The sequence below is a fragment of the Paraburkholderia sp. PGU19 genome, from assembly GCF_013426915.1.
GTDB lineage: Bacteria > Pseudomonadota > Gammaproteobacteria > Burkholderiales > Burkholderiaceae > Paraburkholderia.
In genome coordinates this window covers 819,793-834,857 of the sequence record NZ_AP023179.1, presented here as the reverse complement: position 1 = coordinate 834,857, position 15,065 = coordinate 819,793, and the positions used below count along the sequence as shown (strand labels likewise).

Sequence of the window (15,065 nt, the reverse complement as noted above, 5' to 3'; positions counted from 1 at the left end):
AACCAACACACTACGGATCTCAAATGGAAATCGGACAATACCAACCGAATCTCGATGGCGACGGTCTGCGCATCGGCATCGTCCAATCGCGCTTTAACGAACCCGTTTGCAACGGCCTCGCGGACGCATGCATCGAAGAACTCGAACGCCTCGGCGTGACGGGCGAAGACGTGCTGCTCGTCACCGTGCCGGGCGCGCTGGAAATCCCGCTCGCACTGCAAAAGCTCGCTGAAAGCGGCCAGTTCGACGCGCTGATCGCGCTCGGCGCAGTCATCCGCGGCGAGACATATCACTTCGAACTCGTGTCGAACGAAAGCGGCTCGGGCATCTCGCGTATTGCGCTCGACTTCGGCACGCCCATCGCAAACGCCGTGCTGACCACCGAAAACGACGAGCAGGCCGTTGCCCGCATGACCGAAAAAGGTCGTGACGCGGCGCGCACCGCTGTCGAAATGGCAAATCTCGCAGTCGCGCTCGAACAGTTGGACGGCGGCGACGACGAGGAAGACGAAGACGAGGACGACGAAGAGGAACGGGCATGAAGAGCGCACGCCGACGCTCCCGCGAACTGGCCACGCAGGGGCTTTATCAGTGGTTGCTGTCGGGTTCGCCGGCAGGTGAGATCGACGCGCAGTTGCGCGGCGCCCAAGGTTACGACAAGGCCGACCACGAACATCTGGACGCGATCCTGCATGGCGTGATCCGCGATTCGGAGGCATTGTCCGCCGACCTCACGCCCTGCCTCGACCGCCCGATCGACCAGTTGTCGCCCGTCGAGCGCGCGGTGCTGCTGGTGGCCGCGTACGAGCTGAAGAATCACGTCGACATTCCGTATCGCGTCGTCATCAACGAGGCGGTCGAACTCGCGAAGACCTTCGGCGGCTCGGACGGCTACAAGTACGTGAATGGCGTGCTCGACAAGCTGTCGGTGAAACTGCGCGAAGCGGAAACGCAGGCGGCCGGCCGCAAGCAGTAAGCACGCGCGACGCGCGTAGCGGGCTTCAGATGTTGGCGATGCAGGCGGGTCCGGCGTTACGCGGGCCCGCCTTTGTTTTTTGCACCACTGTGTGCGGGCTTTGTATTGAACTGGACTCATCGAATGAACAGCGTGACCGAACCCCTCGTGAAACTGGCCGCCCGCGTCGACGCCATCCAGCCTTTCTATGTGATGGAACTGGCGAAGGAAGCGGCGCTGCTGGAGCGCGCCGGGCGCGACATCATCCATATGGGAATCGGCGAACCCGATTTCACCGCGCCGGAACCCGTGATCGAAGCCGCGACGCGAGCGCTGCGGAGCGGCGTCACGCAGTACACGAGCGCGCTCGGCATTCACCCGCTGCGCGAGGCCATCGCGGGTCATTACAAGCACGCGTATGGTCTGGACATCGATCCGGCGCGAATCGTCGTGACGGCGGGTGCCTCGGCGGCACTGTTGCTGGCGTGCGCGGCGCTCGTCGATCGCGACGACGAAGTGCTGATGCCCGACCCGAGCTATCCGTGCAACCGCCATTTCGTCGCCGCCGCCGAGGGCAAGCCCGTGCTGGTGCCAAGCGGCCCGGTCGAGCGCTTCCAGTTGACGGCCAATGATGTCGAGCGCCTGTGGAATGCGCGCACGCGCGGCGTGCTGCTGGCCTCGCCGTCGAATCCAACGGGCACGTCGATCGAGCCGGCCGAGCTGAAGCGCATCGTCGAAGCGGTCCGCGCGCGCGGCGGCTTCACGATCGTCGACGAGATTTATCAGGGCTTGAGTTATGACGCGCCGCCCGTGTCGGCGCTGTCGTTCGGCGAGGATGTCGTCACCGTCAACAGCTTTTCGAAGTACTTCAACATGACGGGTTGGCGTCTGGGCTGGCTCGTGGTGCCGCCTGCCCTCGTCGGCGCGTTCGAAAAGCTCGCGCAGAATCTGTTCATTTGCGCGTCAGCACTCGCGCAGCACGCGGCGCTCGCCTGCTTCGAGCCGGATACGCTCGCGATCTACGAAGCGCGCCGGCTGGAGTTCAAGCGCCGCCGCGATTTCATCGCACCCGCGCTGGAATCGCTGGGGTTCACGGTGCCCGTCATGCCGGACGGCGCGTTCTATGTCTACGCGGACTGCCGCAGCGTCGCGCACCCGGCCGCCGGCGACAGCGCCGCGCTGACGAGCGCGATGCTGCACGACGCGGGCATCGTGCTCGTGCCGGGCATGGACTTCGGCTCGTATCAGCCGCGCGAGTACATCCGACTGTCGTATGCGACTGCGTATTCGAAGCTCGAAGAGGCCGTCGAGCGTCTGCGGAAGCTGTTCGGCGGGTAGGTACGTACGCGGCGGCGTGCCGTCGCACCGCCAAAAACCAGCCTCAAGGCGTAAGAAAGCTCGCCATCCAACGAAAAAAGGGCACCCGAAGGTGCCCTTTTTCTTTTACGCAATCAGTGTGTCCGAACGCGATCAGGCGCCCAGTTCAGGCTGCTGCGCCACATGCTTCGCTGCGTTCGCGCTCGCGTCATCCTGCTCCGCGCCCTTCACCGGCGCTGCGGCGCTCAAAGGGTGGCCGTCGAGCGTCATCTGTACACGCTTGTTCGCACCATTCGACGCCGCTGCTGTGGACGTCGAAGCCGTCACCGTCGACGGTGACTGAGGCGAGTTGATCGGCACCTTGCGGCCGCGCGCGATATCACGCAAGCGCGTGCGCTCGGCCATCACCTTCGCGCCGTAACCGCCGTCGTCCTGCGACGTCGAGCCAACGTACAGGCGCAGACCGCCCGGCAACGAGCCGCCACGCGCGATGCAATCCTTCAGCACGATCGCGCCGACCTTGATGTTCGCGAGCGGTTCGAGCGCTGCGCTCTGGCCGCCGAAGTACCGGAACTTGTCCGAATGAACCGTCGACATCACCTGCATCAGGCCCTTCGCGCCGACGCCGCTTTCCGCGTACGGGTTGAAGCCCGACTCGATCGCCATCACGGCGAGCAGCAGCAACGGGTCGAGGCCGACTTCGCGGCCGGTGTCGAACGCCGCCCTCACGAGCTCGCTGACGGGCTCCTGAGCGACGCGGTAGCGCCGCGCGATGAACGTCGCGACGAGGTCCTGCTCACGGGTGGAAACCAGCACGCGGTCGTCACGGGCGTCAGGCGACACGCGTTGCGACGGAATCATCGAAGCGATCGTGCCGACGCTGGGCAGCGTGCGTGGATCGAGGCCGTTGAGCGCAGCTGACGAAAGGCCAGTGCTCACGCCCGAGCCGGAAGGAGCCGTAAAGCTGCTGTTGTCGCTGGCGACGTTGTAGCCGGCGTCAGCGGCGGCAGCCGCCGTGTTGGGGTTGTCCGTCGGGCTCGACGAGATGGACGAGGTCGACAGCGTATCGTCTTGGGGCGCCGCGTTGCTACGCTGTTGAGGCGCGAACGACGGCAGCGGGTTGCCCTGCAGCAGACGGGCGGGGCCAGCCTGCACGGCGGCCGTGATGAAGGGCATCAGCCGCGTTGCCAGCGTCAGGCGCCAGCTCGGCATCAGCCACAGCGTAAGCGCGAACAGGACAGCAAAGCCGCCGACCACGCTGAATAGATGATGACTAACACGCGTCCCTTGACGCAGCGCGCCGCGCATGACTTGCGCGATCCGCTCGTTGGGACGCCACGATAACCAGGCGTTCATTCAGATCTCCCATGTTGCTGGCTTTCGCGAACACCGTAAGAATGACCGGCTGGACTGCTGTTCGGAAGAACCAAGACGCCGCCTGCTCTGGTTAAGGCGACAACGGCGTCGGGAAACGGCAAAAAGTACCGTTGGGGAGCCAAAATCTCAAAAAGGGCCGCCTGCATGCCAAAAAAGCACGCACACGATGGCTCCCACGCGAAATACCAGCGTCGAAATGCGCTGGTGGAGACTACATTTGACCGTCAATACCGAGCAGGGGCGGTAAGAGCGACGCGTAGCGTCTGAAGGACCGGGGGACGGTGGTAAAAACTATCAATTCCCTGCAACCAATGTGACCGGATTCTAGCAGGGTTTTATAGATCGTCAACACTATAGGATGTCAAAACTATAACTAATTGTAATAATGAACAGTGTTCAGTTTGCCGGATCCCCCTGCACAAGGGCCTTTCCAGCCGATTGGCAATTTCGGTATTCAACGTGCGCTTCCTAACGCAGGTAAAATCGACAATCCGTTCGGGCCGCTTGGTGGTCGGTTGATCGTCACCGCGCCGCCCGCTTCGCCACCGTTTTCAGCCCTTGCACGGCCGCTTCGCGGCTGCCAGACCGCCCCGATGAAATACAAAGACCTGCGCGACTTCGCGAGCCGCCTCGAATCGCTTGGCGAACTGCGCCGTATCTCGCAAAACGTGTCGCCTATCCTGGAAATGACCGAGCTATGCGATCGCGTGCTGCGCGCGCGCGGCCCCGCGCTGCTGTTCGAGTCGAAGCAGACTCATGCGTTCCCGGTGCTCGGCAATCTGTTCGGCACGCCGCGGCGCGTCGCGCTCGGCATGGGCATCGATACTTCCGCGCAAGGCGCCGCGGACAGCGACAGCGCGGCGCTGGAGTCGCTGCGCGACGTCGGGCGGCTGCTGTCCGCGCTGAAGGAGCCGGAGCCGCCCAAGGGCCTCAAGGACGCAGGGAAGCTGCTGTCGCTCGCGAAGGCGGTGTGGGACATGGCGCCGAAGACGGTGAGCGCCCCACCCTGCCAGGAAATCGTCTGGGAAGGCAGCGACGTCGATCTCGCGAAGCTGCCTGTTCAGACCTGCTGGCCCGGCGACGCTGGGCCGCTGATCACCTGGGGGCTGACCGTCACGCGCGGGCCGAACAAGACGCGGCAGAACCTCGGCATCTATCGTCAGCAAGTGATCGGGCGGAACAAGGTCATCATGCGCTGGCTCGCGCATCGCGGCGGCGCGCTCGACTTCCGCGAGTTCGCGCTGAAGAACCCGGGCAAGCCGTATCCCGTTGCCGTGGTGCTCGGCGCCGATCCCGCGACGATCCTCGGCGCAGTGACGCCCGTGCCCGACACGCTGTCCGAATACCAGTTCGCCGGCCTGCTGCGCGGCGGACGCACCGAACTGGCGAAGTGCATCACGCCCGGCGTCGACACGCTGCAGGTGCCCGCGCGCGCGGAGATCGTGCTGGAGGGCTTCATCTACCCGCAGGAAGGCGCGCCGGCGCCGGCGCCCGAAGGCGCACCGCCGCGTCCTTCGAAAGGCGCGAGCGCCGCGTACGAACATGCGCTCGAAGGTCCGTATGGCGATCACACCGGCTACTACAACGAGCAGGAGTGGTTCCCCGTCTTCACGATCGAGCGCATCACGATGCGCCGCGACGCGATCTATCACTCCACCTACACCGGCAAGCCGCCCGACGAACCCGCCGTGCTCGGCGTCGCGCTGAACGAGGTGTTCGTGCCGCTGCTGCAGAAGCAGTTCACCGAGATCACCGACTTCTATCTGCCACCCGAAGGCTGCAGCTACCGGATGGCCATCGTGCAGATGAAGAAGAGCTATCCGGGCCACGCGAAGCGCGTGATGTTCGGCGTGTGGAGCTTCCTGCGTCAGTTCATGTACACGAAGTTCATCGTCGTCGTCGATGAGGACGTGAACATCCGCGACTGGAAGGAAGTGATCTGGGCAATCACGACGCGCATCGACCCGACGCGCGACACTGTGCTGGTCGATCGCACGCCGATCGACTATCTCGATTTCGCGTCGCCCGTCGCGGGTCTTGGTTCGAAGATGGGGCTCGACGCGACCAATAAGTGGCCCGGCGAAACCGACCGCGAATGGGGCCAGCCGATCGTGATGGACGATGCCGTCAAGGCGCGCATCGACGGCTTGTGGAACGAACTCGGCCTGTGAGTCGCGCAAGGTTTCAATAACAACAAATCATCAACACGGTTGGACGGATGCATAGCTTGTCGATGTTGTCGGACGGTTTTTTTCTGTCATTGTCGTTGTGCCTCGATATCGGTCTCGTCAACGTCGCGATCATCTCGCTGACGTTGTCGCACGGCTTCAGGCCCGGCTTCTGGCTCGGCCTCGGTTCCTGTTTCGGCGATCTCATCTACGCCGCGCTCGCGCTTGCGGGCATGGCTGCGCTGCTGCAGTTCGAATCGGTGCGCTGGGTCGTATGGATCGGCGGCGCGGCGATCCTGCTTTTTCTGACATGGAAGATGGCGCGCGAGGCGCTGGTTCCGGCCTCGGCGCCGCCCGTCGAAGGTCAAGCCGACGCGTCGACGCCGCATCTCGATCCGGCGCGCGGCTTCCTGCGCGGCGTGCTGCTCGCCGTCTCGTCGCCGAGCGCGATCCTGTGGTTCGCAGCCGTCGGCGGCGCGCTGATCGCCAAAGCCGGCGCGACGACGGTGACGACTGCGCCTGTGTTTCTCGGCGGCTTTTTTCTCGGCGGACTGTGCTGGACGCTCTTCATCTGCGGACTGGCGAGCCACGGGCGCAAACGCGCGGGCACGGGCCTGCTGCGCATCTGCCACGTGTTATCCGCGCTGCTGTTCGCTTATTTCTCGTACAGCGTGATCGTCAACGGCTACCACGACCTGATCGTCCAGACGGCGCAAGCGGCAAGCTGATATGAAGCGTCGTGGCCACGCGATCGGCCCGTGAAATGCAAACGGCGCAACGCGGCGATCAGCCGGCGTTGCGCCGTTTTTCCATTCGGCCTGCGTAGCGCCGACGCGCTACGCAGCCAGAACATCAATAGCGATAGTACGGACGACCGTAGTAGCCGTGATGGTAATAAGGCCGGTGATAGCCGTAATACCCGCCAACGACGACAGGCGGCGCATAGACCACGGGCGGCGGTGCATACACCACGGGCGGAGGCGGCGGCGCGTAATACGCGGGCGGCGGCGCGGCATAGACGGGATAAGCGGGCGCCACGGGTATACCGATGCCGATACCAACGGACACATGAGCCTGCGCCGCAGTGGCCATACCCACCCCGAGTGCGGCTGCAGCGATGAACGGAACGATCTTCTTCACTTGTATTTCTCCTGGCGGCTCGGCCACCACGACCGGGTCGCATGACGGACATGCTCTGAATTCAATGTATCGAAAAAGCCTGCATGCCGTTGTCTGCATTTGTTGCAAATTGCAATTACCGTAAAGCGGTTCGTCAGTCAGCGCTCTTTCTATATTGATCAGATGATGCAGATCATCGCGCAAATCAAGGGCTTGCCCGTCGATTGAAGGCAAACCGGGCATCCTGACCGCCTTTGCACGTCCCGCCTGGCGCGCTTCGGTAATGTTTATTTACAAATTCACCGACGGGTGTTGCGGGCTCGCATCAGCAACCGCGAAGCGGTAAAACGCCCGTCAAAGAAAAACGCCCGGCGCGTGGCCGGGCGTTTCGCACGATCGGAAATGGAATGAGCGTCAACCGACTTTCACGTATGTGAACTCGCGCGTGACGTTGGGCGGCACATAAGCGCCGCTGATCTTGACCCGTGGCGTAAGACGCTTCTTCTGGTCCCACCAGCGACGGCGTTGGGAATGCGTGAGGAACCGCAAGTGCTTTCGGTAAGCAAAGATGCTCATCGTGACCTCCCGATTCTGACTGCGAGACATTGAAACCCAAGGTGACTGCCAATCCACTCCTACGGAAATCCTGAAGCAGTTTTCGCGCCTGTTTGCCCGTGCTGTCACAACCGTGCGTTCGCGAGCTGCCCTGAAAGCATCAGTTGACCGCGAAACGCGCGTCTGCATGCGCCCAAACCACCTGCGGAAACCGCCAGTTCGCGTCCAGGATTTATTGGAGCGCGATACTCCAGCTTCCGTCCTCAGTCCCGTCGGGAGCAGGAACCATGTCCCAGCCCTCCTTGCCGCGCCTCGGATTCGTCGGCGCGGGCCGGATTGCGCGCTGTCTTGCGCTCGGCTTCGCACGCGCCGGGTATCCCGTCACGGCCATCGCGAGCCGCTCGCCGGAATCGGCACGGCAGCTCGCCAGTCAGATCGAATCCTGCGCCGCGTATGACGACCCCCAGCGGATCGTCGAGTCGGCGGACCTACTCTTTTTAACCGTCCCCGATGACAGTATCGGTTCGACAGCGAACACACTCGCGTTTCCCGCCCGCGCGGCGCCCGGCAAGGAAGCCTGGGCCGTCGTGCATTGCAGCGGTGCGTCGCCCGTCGAACTGCTTGCCCCGGCTCGGGACCAGGGCGCGTCGATCGGTGGTTTTCATCCACTTTACCTGTTCAGCGGCGATTTGACAGATGTCGATCGCATCGCCGGCTGCTCGGTGACGATCGAAGCCGACGGCGCGCTCAAGGGCACGCTGATGGCGCTCGCCGGCGCATTGCGCTGCCATCCGCTGTCGATTCCCGCCGGCGGGCGACTTCTGTACCACGCGGCGGCCCACTATGCGGCGAGTTTTGCCTTATGCAGTCTGGCTGAGAATGTGAATCTATGGCGCAAGCTCGGCTTTGACGAACACGACGCGCTGCGCGCGCTACTCCCGATGATGGCAGGCACGCTCGAAACCGCACGCGACCGGGGGCTCGCCAACGCGCTAGCGGGACCGGTTTCGCGGGGTGACCTTTGCGTGGCGGAAAAGCAACTGTCGCTGATGGAGGAAATGGGCGGCGATCATGGCGCGCTGTTCGGATTGATGTCGCGGCGGGCGGTCGCGCTCGCGCGCCAGCGCGCGACGCCGCCCGCCGCCGTCGACGCCATCGGCGCGGCAGTCGAGCGCTCGCTGAGCCGCACGCTCAAAGGCGCGGCGAAAGGTGCAAGCGCCGAGTAAGCCGTGATAATGTGACGTCCGGCATGAGCGGGCCTTCATGACTGCCGTCCCTTACGGGGCGCGGCGGCACGGACGGCCCGCCGGCAACGCTGGACCACCACGCGGGCAACGGTACGCAGCAGGCGCACGACGCCTTCCTGCGCATCGCGACCAATCGACGAGAACGCACAATGATCAAGGTCAGCATCCTCTATCCATATCGAGAAGGCGGACGTTTCGACGTCGACTATTACAGCGGCACGCACATGCCGCTCGCCGCGAAGCTGTTCGGCGCGGCGCTGAAGGGCTGGTCGGTCGACGTCGGCATCAACGCCGGGCCGCCCGGCTCACCGCCGCCGTTCGTCGCGGCCGGGCATTTCCTGTTCGATACCGCCGACGCGTTTTATGAAGTCTTCAAACCCGCCAGCGACACATTGCTCGCCGACATTCCGAATTACACGGACGGCGGCAACGGCAAGATCCTGATTAGCGAAGTCAAGGTCGCGGTCTAGCGCCGCGACGGGCGCGCACCACCAATCTGGTGAGACGCGCAATGCACGTCGCGCGCTCGATGTTTTCAGCCGTCCGCCGGCCCGCCGGCGCCATGCGTCCCGCTTGACGGGACGTTTTCTGAAGGAAAGGACCCACGATGTTCGGCGATATCGCCCGTTTTCTGCTCAATACCATCTTCACGCTGTTCGGTGCGGCGCTGCTGCTGCGCGCCTGGCTCCAGTTCATCCGCATGCAGCCGTACAACCCGGTGTCGAGCGCGGTGATGCAGGCGACCAACTGGCTCGTGCTGCCGCTGCGCAAGATCATTCCCAGCACGCGCGGGATCGACTGGGCGAGCATCGTCGCCACGCTGCTCACGTCGCTCGTGTATGTCGTGCTGATGGTGGCGATCGTCGGCGTCGATCCGCTTGGGCTGATGCCGTCGCTGCTGATCGTCGCGCTGCTGACCGTGATCAAATGGGCGCTGAACCTGCTGATCTGGCTGACCATCCTGATGGCATTGCTGTCGTGGCTCAACCCGCGTTCGCCCGCCATGCCGATCCTGTATCAGCTGACGGCGCCGTTTCTCGATCCGCTGCGCAAGATCATGCCGCGCCTGGGCGGCATCGACCTTTCGCCGATCCTTTTGTTCGTGATTGTCCAGGTGCTGCTGATGGTCGTCACGCGCGCCGCCGTGTCGCTGACGCTGTTCGGCATCTGAACGGGTTGGTGCGCGCCGGGTGCGCTGCGCATCCGGCGATTTGCCCAAAGCCGCCGAAACCGCGTAAAATAGCGCGCTCTGCGGGCGTCGTATAATGGTAATACCCTAGCTTCCCAAGCTAGAGCCGTGGGTTCGATTCCCATCGCCCGCTCCAATTTCAGCCGCTCCCTCTGCCGCAGCACGCACTGGCGGAGCGATCAGGCGGAGAAGCCAGCGTGAGAGCCGCCTCCCTGAAGGCGGCTTTTTTATAGCGTGCGTCCTGCCGCGAATGTCAAACGACGCTCGAACGACGCGCCCTCACGCGCAGCCGTTTCCCGCCGCCACCCTTGTCTTCATCACGATGATTCACGATCCGAACGAAGCCGGTCAGCCGCGCGATCCTTCCGAGCTTTCCAGCGACAACCCGACCGAACTGCCCCAACCGGCCGAAACCACCGACGCCACCGCGCCGGACAACGCGCTGCACCTGCGCCGCATCCGCAGCTTCGTGACGCGCGCGGGCCGCGTATCGACGGGACAGCGCCGCGCGATGGACGAACTCGGCCCGCGCTTCGTCGTGCCCTACACGCCCGGGCAGCCGGACTGGGACGCCGTCTTCGGCCGCCGCGCGCCGCGCATTCTGGAGATCGGGTTCGGCATGGGCGCGACCACGGCCGAGATCGCGTCGCATCGCACCGACGACGACTTTCTCGGCGTCGAAGTGCATGAGCCGGGGGTCGGCGCGCTGCTGAAGCTGATGGGCGACCAGAACCTGTCGAATATCCGCATCATCCAGCACGACGCCGTCGAGGTGCTCGAAAACATGATCGCGCCGCAGAGCCTGGACGGCGTGCACATCTTCTTTCCCGATCCGTGGCACAAGGCGCGCCATCACAAGCGTCGCCTGATCCAGCCGAAGTTCGTCGCGCTGCTGGTGTCGCGCATGAAGCCGGGCGCGTATATCCATTGCGCGACCGACTGGCAGAACTATGCGGAGCAGATGCTCGAAGTGCTCGGCGCGGAGCCTGCCCTGGAGAACACCGCCGACGGTTACGCGCCGCGCCCCGATTATCGTCCCGTGACGAAGTTCGAGAAGCGCGGCCTGCGCCTGGGACATGGCGTGTGGGATCTGATTTACAAACGTCGTCCGAATAGCTGACACGCAAAATCGGCTTCAGAAACAGAAACGGCCTGCGGTTCGCAAACCGCAGGCCGTTTTTGCATCCATCCGACGCCGTAAATCTCAATCCGCCCAGCTCAACCCGCCGCTATAGCCGATCAGCAGGATCAACAGACCGAAGCCGATCCGATACCAGGCAAACGCGCTGAAATCGTGCGCCGCGATATAGCGCAGCAGCCAGCGCACGCACGCAAACGCGCTGACGAACGCCGCGAGAAAGCCGATCGAGAACAGCCCGAGCGCATCCGTCGACAGTTCGTGCCAGCCTTTGTGCAGCTCGTAAACGGTCGCGCCGAAAATGATTGGGATCGCGAGGAAGAACGAGAATTCAGTCGCGACGCGCCGGTCGAGCCCGAACAGCATGCCGCCGATAATCGTCGAACCCGAGCGCGACATGCCCGGAATCAGCGCGCAGCATTGCGCGAGGCCGACCTTGAGGGCGTCGAGCGGGCTCATGTCGTCCACCGAATGCACGCGTGCATGGACGTCCGGCCGGTTGCGCTGCCGCGACTCGACCCAGAGAATCAGCACGCCGCCCACCACCAGCGCAAGCGCGACGGGCACGGGCGAAAACAGCACTGCCTTGATCGATTTTTCGAACAGCAGGCCCAGCACGATCGCCGGAATCGTCGCGATGATCACATTCAGCGTGAAACGGCGCGCCTCAGGCCGTGTCCCGAGCCCCGACACGACGTCGACGATGCGCTGCCGGAACTCCCAGCACACGGCGAGAATCGCGCCGAGCTGGATCACGACATCGAAAGTCTTTTCCTGCGGCACATCGAAGTTCAGCACACTGCCCGCGACGATCAGGTGACCCGTGCTCGAGACCGGCAAAAATTCGGTCAAGCCTTCCACGACGCCGAGAATCAGCGCCTTCAACGTGAGTATCCAGTCCATCCGTGGCCTTTTAGCTTGGAGTTGGTAGGCGATGCGCGGCCACGTCAGACAGGATCGCGCGGCCACCCGGCCGCGCATGCGTCACTTTTCGACGATCTGCACGCGTATGCCGTTTGTAAGGACCGTGATTGTACCGGGTTCGTAGTTCACTCCGGCAAATTGCAGTTGCTCAGGCTTGAATGTGTAGACGGGATAGTTGGCCAGCAGCTGGGTGGCCATCAGCGCGGCGGCCGCGTTGATCTGCTGCGCGTAGGCTTGCGCGTTGCCGTCGACGCTGACGTTGTCGACATTGGGCGAGCGCAGCACGACGGAGCGGCTCTGCGGATCGTATTCGAGCTGGCTCGACAGCGTGAGCACGCCGTTCACGGGCTGCTGAAGGAACGGACTGGCGAGCCGCGCATCGACCCGCACCGACACGCGGTTCGTATCGGCCAGCAAGCCGACGACAGGATTGGTCAACGCGACATCGAGCACCTGCGACACCGTGCGTTGATACGGAAACTTGCGCTGAACGGCGTCCTGAACCTGCTTTTGCGAAAACGTGTAGTGATCCGGAATAAACGGAAACGTCGACGTTGCGCACGCGGCGAGCGGCGCCGTGACGCTCGCGGCCGCGCAGAGGGACAGCGCGGAAATCAGAAAGCGGCGCCGTGCGGGCGCAGCGGATTGGGTCATGCGGATTCTCCTGTCGGCCATGCACGATGGCCGCTATGAAACGGCGCGCGCCGCGTCGGTATTGGTCGATTTCCGGACTTGATCGGCGCGCGGATTCGAGTGACTGCTTTCCGGCGGATGCGCTGAACACAAACCTGCGCCACGGTCACGGCCGCGTGTCGGCCTCCAGACGCGCGAGCCAGACGAGCGCTTCATCGCGCGAGCTGCCGCACATTTCCGCCTGCGGCTGTAGACCCGAGCAACAGGCCGGACGTTCCGGCTTGCCGAAAATCGCGCAGCGCAGATCGTCGCCGAGCTGCACGCAGCGCACGCCTGCGGGCTTGCCGTTCGGCATGCCCGGAATCGGGCTGGTGATCGACGGCGCGATACAGCACGCGCCGCAATCGGGGCGGCACGCGTGATCGGCGCTCGCGGACGGTGGTTGAGACAAATGGACGGACACTACGCACTTCCTGAAACACGAACACGCTAAACGGCGGAAAAATCGTTCGAAACCTTGACACCGATCAACCAGCATTGTGCCATCTGCCGAGTGCGACCTTTTTACCCGATCTCTCGCGCACGTGCTCCCGTACACTCGTTCGAGCTCAACCCACGCTCGCGCGGCGCCTGCCCGGTTCATCCGAGCGTCACCGCGAGCCGCATCCGAAGCGGCTTGCGCATCGTCCGGCGGGCGTCTGGAGACCATCCGATGAACACCGCTCCTTCCGGCCCATTCTTCCCTTCGGCGGATTCGCTGTTCCGCCCTGACCTGCTCGCCAAATACAGCGCAAACGGCCCGCGCTACACGTCCTATCCGACCGCCCTTCAGTTCCGCGACGACTTCCCGCTCGACGACTATCGCCGCGCCGCCGCCGACAAAGGCGCGACGGAAACTGACCTGTCGCTGTACTTCCACATTCCGTTTTGCGACACCGTCTGCTTCTACTGCGGCTGCAACAAGGTCGTGACGAAGAACCGCGCGCGCTCGGCGCCGTATCTCGCGCGCCTCAAGCGCGAGATCGCGTTGCAGGCGTCGCTGTTCGATACCGCGCGGCCCGTGTCGCAACTGCATTGGGGCGGCGGCACGCCGACGTTTCTGTCGCACGACGAAATGACCGAGCTGATGGCCACGACGCACGAGCACTTCCTGCTGCGCAGCGACGCCGAAGGCGAGTTCTCGATCGAAGTCGATCCGCGCGAAGCATCGCCGAAAACCATCGTGCATTTGCGCAATCTCGGCTTCAACCGGCTGAGCCTGGGCGTGCAGGACTTCGACCCCGTCGTGCAGCGCGCGATCAACCGCATCCAGCCGCTCGAGATGACAGCCAGCGTGATTTGCGCCGCGCGCGCAACGGGCTTTCATTCGATCGGCGTCGATCTGATCTACGGGCTGCCGTATCAGACGGTCAGGAGCTTCAGCAGGACGCTCGACACGATGCTCGAACTTGCGCCCGATCGGATCTCGGTGTTCGGCTACGCGCACATGCCGCAGCTCTTCAAGATGCAGCGGCAGATGGATGCATCCACGCTGCCCTCGCCTGCCGAGCGGCTTGCGCTGCTGCGGCTCGTGGTCGAGCGTCTGACGGGCGCGGGTTATGTCTACATCGGCATGGACCACTTCGCGCTGCCCACCGATGAGCTCGCGCGCGCTCAGGCGAGGCGCACGCTGCATCGGAATTTCCAGGGCTACAGCACGCGGGCCGAATGCGATCTGATCGGCTTCGGGGCGTCGTCGATCGGCAAAGTCGGCGATGTCTACGCGCAAAACGCGAAAGACCTGACGGGCTACGCGTCAGCAATCGACAAAGGCGAACTGGCGATCAAACGTGGCGTGCGCCTCACCGCCGACGACCGGCTGCGCCGCGACATCATCACGCAACTGATGTGCAATCTCGAACTGCGCTTCGACGAGTTCGAAGCGGCATACGGCATCCGCTTTCCTGACGCATTTGCGCCGGAACTGGAGCGCCTGCGCGCCTTCGAGGACGACGGGCTAGTGAAAATCGGCGCAGGGCGGCTCGATGTGCAGCTTGCCGGGCGGATGCTCGTGCGCAACATCGCGATGGTGTTCGACCGCTATCTCGGCCAGCAGGCGATGCAACGCTTTTCGCGGACGGTCTAGCCGCAACGACGGGCCAACTTGCCCGTCGGGAGGTTTTCCGCCATAATCTGCGTCTTCGCCTGGCGTCAAAGCCGGACGAGACAGCCTGCAAAGGCCGCAACGCAAGCCCAGGTGGTGAAACAGGTAGACGCAGGGGACTCAAAATCCCCCGCCGCAAGGCGTGCCGGTTCGAGTCCGGCCCTGGGCACCAGAATTCAGCTTCACACGAACCCGCGTTCATCGTTAGATGCCGCGGGTTTTGTGTTTTCTGGCCGCGCACCATGCGCGTAAAAAAGCCGGATCGCCTTACGGCCAATCCGGCGTCTGTTCCATCGACAG

The 15,065-nt window shown here is 63.8% G+C and carries 16 protein-coding genes and 2 tRNA genes; 12 read left to right on the top strand and 6 right to left on the bottom strand.

Going from position 1 to position 15,065, the window contains the following annotated elements; translation table 11 throughout:
• Positions 1 to 23: 23 nt before the first annotated feature.
• The 3 genes from ribH (at position 24) to H1204_RS03780 (ending at position 2,293) form a co-directional block, all read left to right on the top strand.
• Positions 24 to 542 carry a 6,7-dimethyl-8-ribityllumazine synthase gene (gene ribH / locus H1204_RS03790; RefSeq protein ID WP_180721714.1) on the top strand — a complete coding sequence of 173 codons (519 nt, stop codon included), beginning with the start codon at positions 24 to 26 and terminating at the stop codon, positions 540 to 542.
• Entirely contained in the window at positions 539 to 976 is a 438-nt protein-coding gene (nusB, locus tag H1204_RS03785; RefSeq protein ID WP_007749953.1) for a transcription antitermination factor NusB, read from the top strand. Before ribH ends, nusB begins: the two co-directional genes overlap by 4 nt.
• A 123-nt stretch (positions 977 to 1,099) precedes the next feature.
• Positions 1,100 to 2,293: a pyridoxal phosphate-dependent aminotransferase gene (locus H1204_RS03780; RefSeq protein WP_180729881.1), complete on the top strand. Its 1,194-nt coding sequence runs from the start codon at positions 1,100 to 1,102 to the stop codon at positions 2,291 to 2,293.
• A gap of 132 nt (positions 2,294 to 2,425) precedes the next feature.
• On the opposite strand, the gene H1204_RS03775 is transcribed toward H1204_RS03780, so the two are convergent.
• Positions 2,426 to 3,628 (bottom strand): transglycosylase SLT domain-containing protein, encoded by a 1,203-nt coding sequence (locus H1204_RS03775; protein WP_180729880.1) that lies wholly within the window; start codon positions 3,626 to 3,628, stop codon positions 2,426 to 2,428.
• Between the two features lie 614 nt (positions 3,629 to 4,242).
• Here H1204_RS03775 and H1204_RS03770 point away from each other — a divergent pair.
• Together H1204_RS03770 and H1204_RS03765 are read left to right on the top strand one after the other, a co-directional pair.
• Positions 4,243 to 5,820 carry a UbiD family decarboxylase gene (locus H1204_RS03770; protein WP_180729879.1) on the top strand — a complete coding sequence of 526 codons (1,578 nt, stop codon included), beginning with the start codon at positions 4,243 to 4,245 and terminating at the stop codon, positions 5,818 to 5,820.
• 47 nt (positions 5,821 to 5,867) lie between these two features.
• The gene (locus tag H1204_RS03765; RefSeq protein WP_180729878.1) at positions 5,868 to 6,545 is read left to right on the top strand and encodes a LysE family transporter; all 678 of its coding nucleotides are present in this window, start codon (positions 5,868 to 5,870) and stop codon (positions 6,543 to 6,545) included.
• 124 nt (positions 6,546 to 6,669) lie between these two features.
• On the opposite strand, the gene H1204_RS03760 is transcribed toward H1204_RS03765, so the two are convergent.
• Together H1204_RS03760 and H1204_RS03755 are read right to left on the bottom strand one after the other, a co-directional pair.
• Positions 6,670 to 6,957, bottom strand: a complete 288-nt coding sequence (locus tag H1204_RS03760) for a hypothetical protein (RefSeq protein WP_180729877.1) — start codon at positions 6,955 to 6,957, stop codon at positions 6,670 to 6,672.
• Positions 6,958 to 7,350: 393 nt separating this feature from the next.
• Entirely contained in the window at positions 7,351 to 7,512 is a 162-nt protein-coding gene (locus tag H1204_RS03755) for a hypothetical protein (protein WP_007735200.1), read from the bottom strand.
• A gap of 266 nt (positions 7,513 to 7,778) precedes the next feature.
• Here H1204_RS03755 and H1204_RS03750 point away from each other — a divergent pair, with 266 nt between their 5' ends.
• The 5 genes from H1204_RS03750 (at position 7,779) to trmB (ending at position 11,047) form a co-directional block, all read left to right on the top strand.
• The gene (locus H1204_RS03750; protein WP_180729876.1) at positions 7,779 to 8,717 is read left to right on the top strand and encodes a DUF2520 domain-containing protein; all 939 of its coding nucleotides are present in this window, start codon (positions 7,779 to 7,781) and stop codon (positions 8,715 to 8,717) included.
• Positions 8,718 to 8,887: 170 nt separating this feature from the next.
• Entirely contained in the window at positions 8,888 to 9,208 is a 321-nt protein-coding gene (locus H1204_RS03745; RefSeq protein WP_180729875.1) for an EthD family reductase, read from the top strand.
• Positions 9,209 to 9,345: 137 nt separating this feature from the next.
• The gene (locus H1204_RS03740) at positions 9,346 to 9,909 is read left to right on the top strand and encodes a YggT family protein (protein WP_035986104.1); all 564 of its coding nucleotides are present in this window, start codon (positions 9,346 to 9,348) and stop codon (positions 9,907 to 9,909) included.
• Between the two features lie 80 nt (positions 9,910 to 9,989).
• A tRNA-Gly gene (locus tag H1204_RS03735) sits at positions 9,990 to 10,063 on the top strand.
• A gap of 186 nt (positions 10,064 to 10,249) precedes the next feature.
• Positions 10,250 to 11,047 (top strand): tRNA (guanosine(46)-N7)-methyltransferase TrmB, encoded by a 798-nt coding sequence (gene trmB, locus H1204_RS03730; protein WP_180730858.1) that lies wholly within the window; start codon positions 10,250 to 10,252, stop codon positions 11,045 to 11,047.
• A gap of 84 nt (positions 11,048 to 11,131) precedes the next feature.
• Here the strand turns inward: trmB and H1204_RS03725 are convergent, their stop codons facing one another.
• The 3 genes from H1204_RS03725 to H1204_RS03715 form a co-directional block, all read right to left on the bottom strand.
• Entirely contained in the window at positions 11,132 to 11,968 is an 837-nt protein-coding gene (locus H1204_RS03725) for an undecaprenyl-diphosphate phosphatase (protein ID WP_180729874.1), read from the bottom strand.
• A gap of 81 nt (positions 11,969 to 12,049) precedes the next feature.
• On the bottom strand, positions 12,050 to 12,643 hold the full coding sequence (locus H1204_RS03720; protein ID WP_180729873.1) for a DUF1439 domain-containing protein: 594 nt from the start codon (positions 12,641 to 12,643) through the stop codon (positions 12,050 to 12,052).
• Positions 12,644 to 12,788: 145 nt separating this feature from the next.
• Entirely contained in the window at positions 12,789 to 13,085 is a 297-nt protein-coding gene (locus tag H1204_RS03715) for a YkgJ family cysteine cluster protein (protein ID WP_180729872.1), read from the bottom strand.
• Positions 13,086 to 13,334: 249 nt separating this feature from the next.
• Between H1204_RS03715 and hemN the strand changes: the two genes are divergently transcribed.
• Complete coding sequence (gene hemN, locus H1204_RS03710) at positions 13,335 to 14,747, top strand: oxygen-independent coproporphyrinogen III oxidase (RefSeq protein WP_180729871.1); 1,413 nt, start codon at positions 13,335 to 13,337, stop codon at positions 14,745 to 14,747.
• A 105-nt stretch (positions 14,748 to 14,852) separates the two neighbouring features.
• Positions 14,853 to 14,937, top strand: a tRNA-Leu gene (locus H1204_RS03705).
• Positions 14,938 to 15,065: the final 128 nt, after the last annotated feature.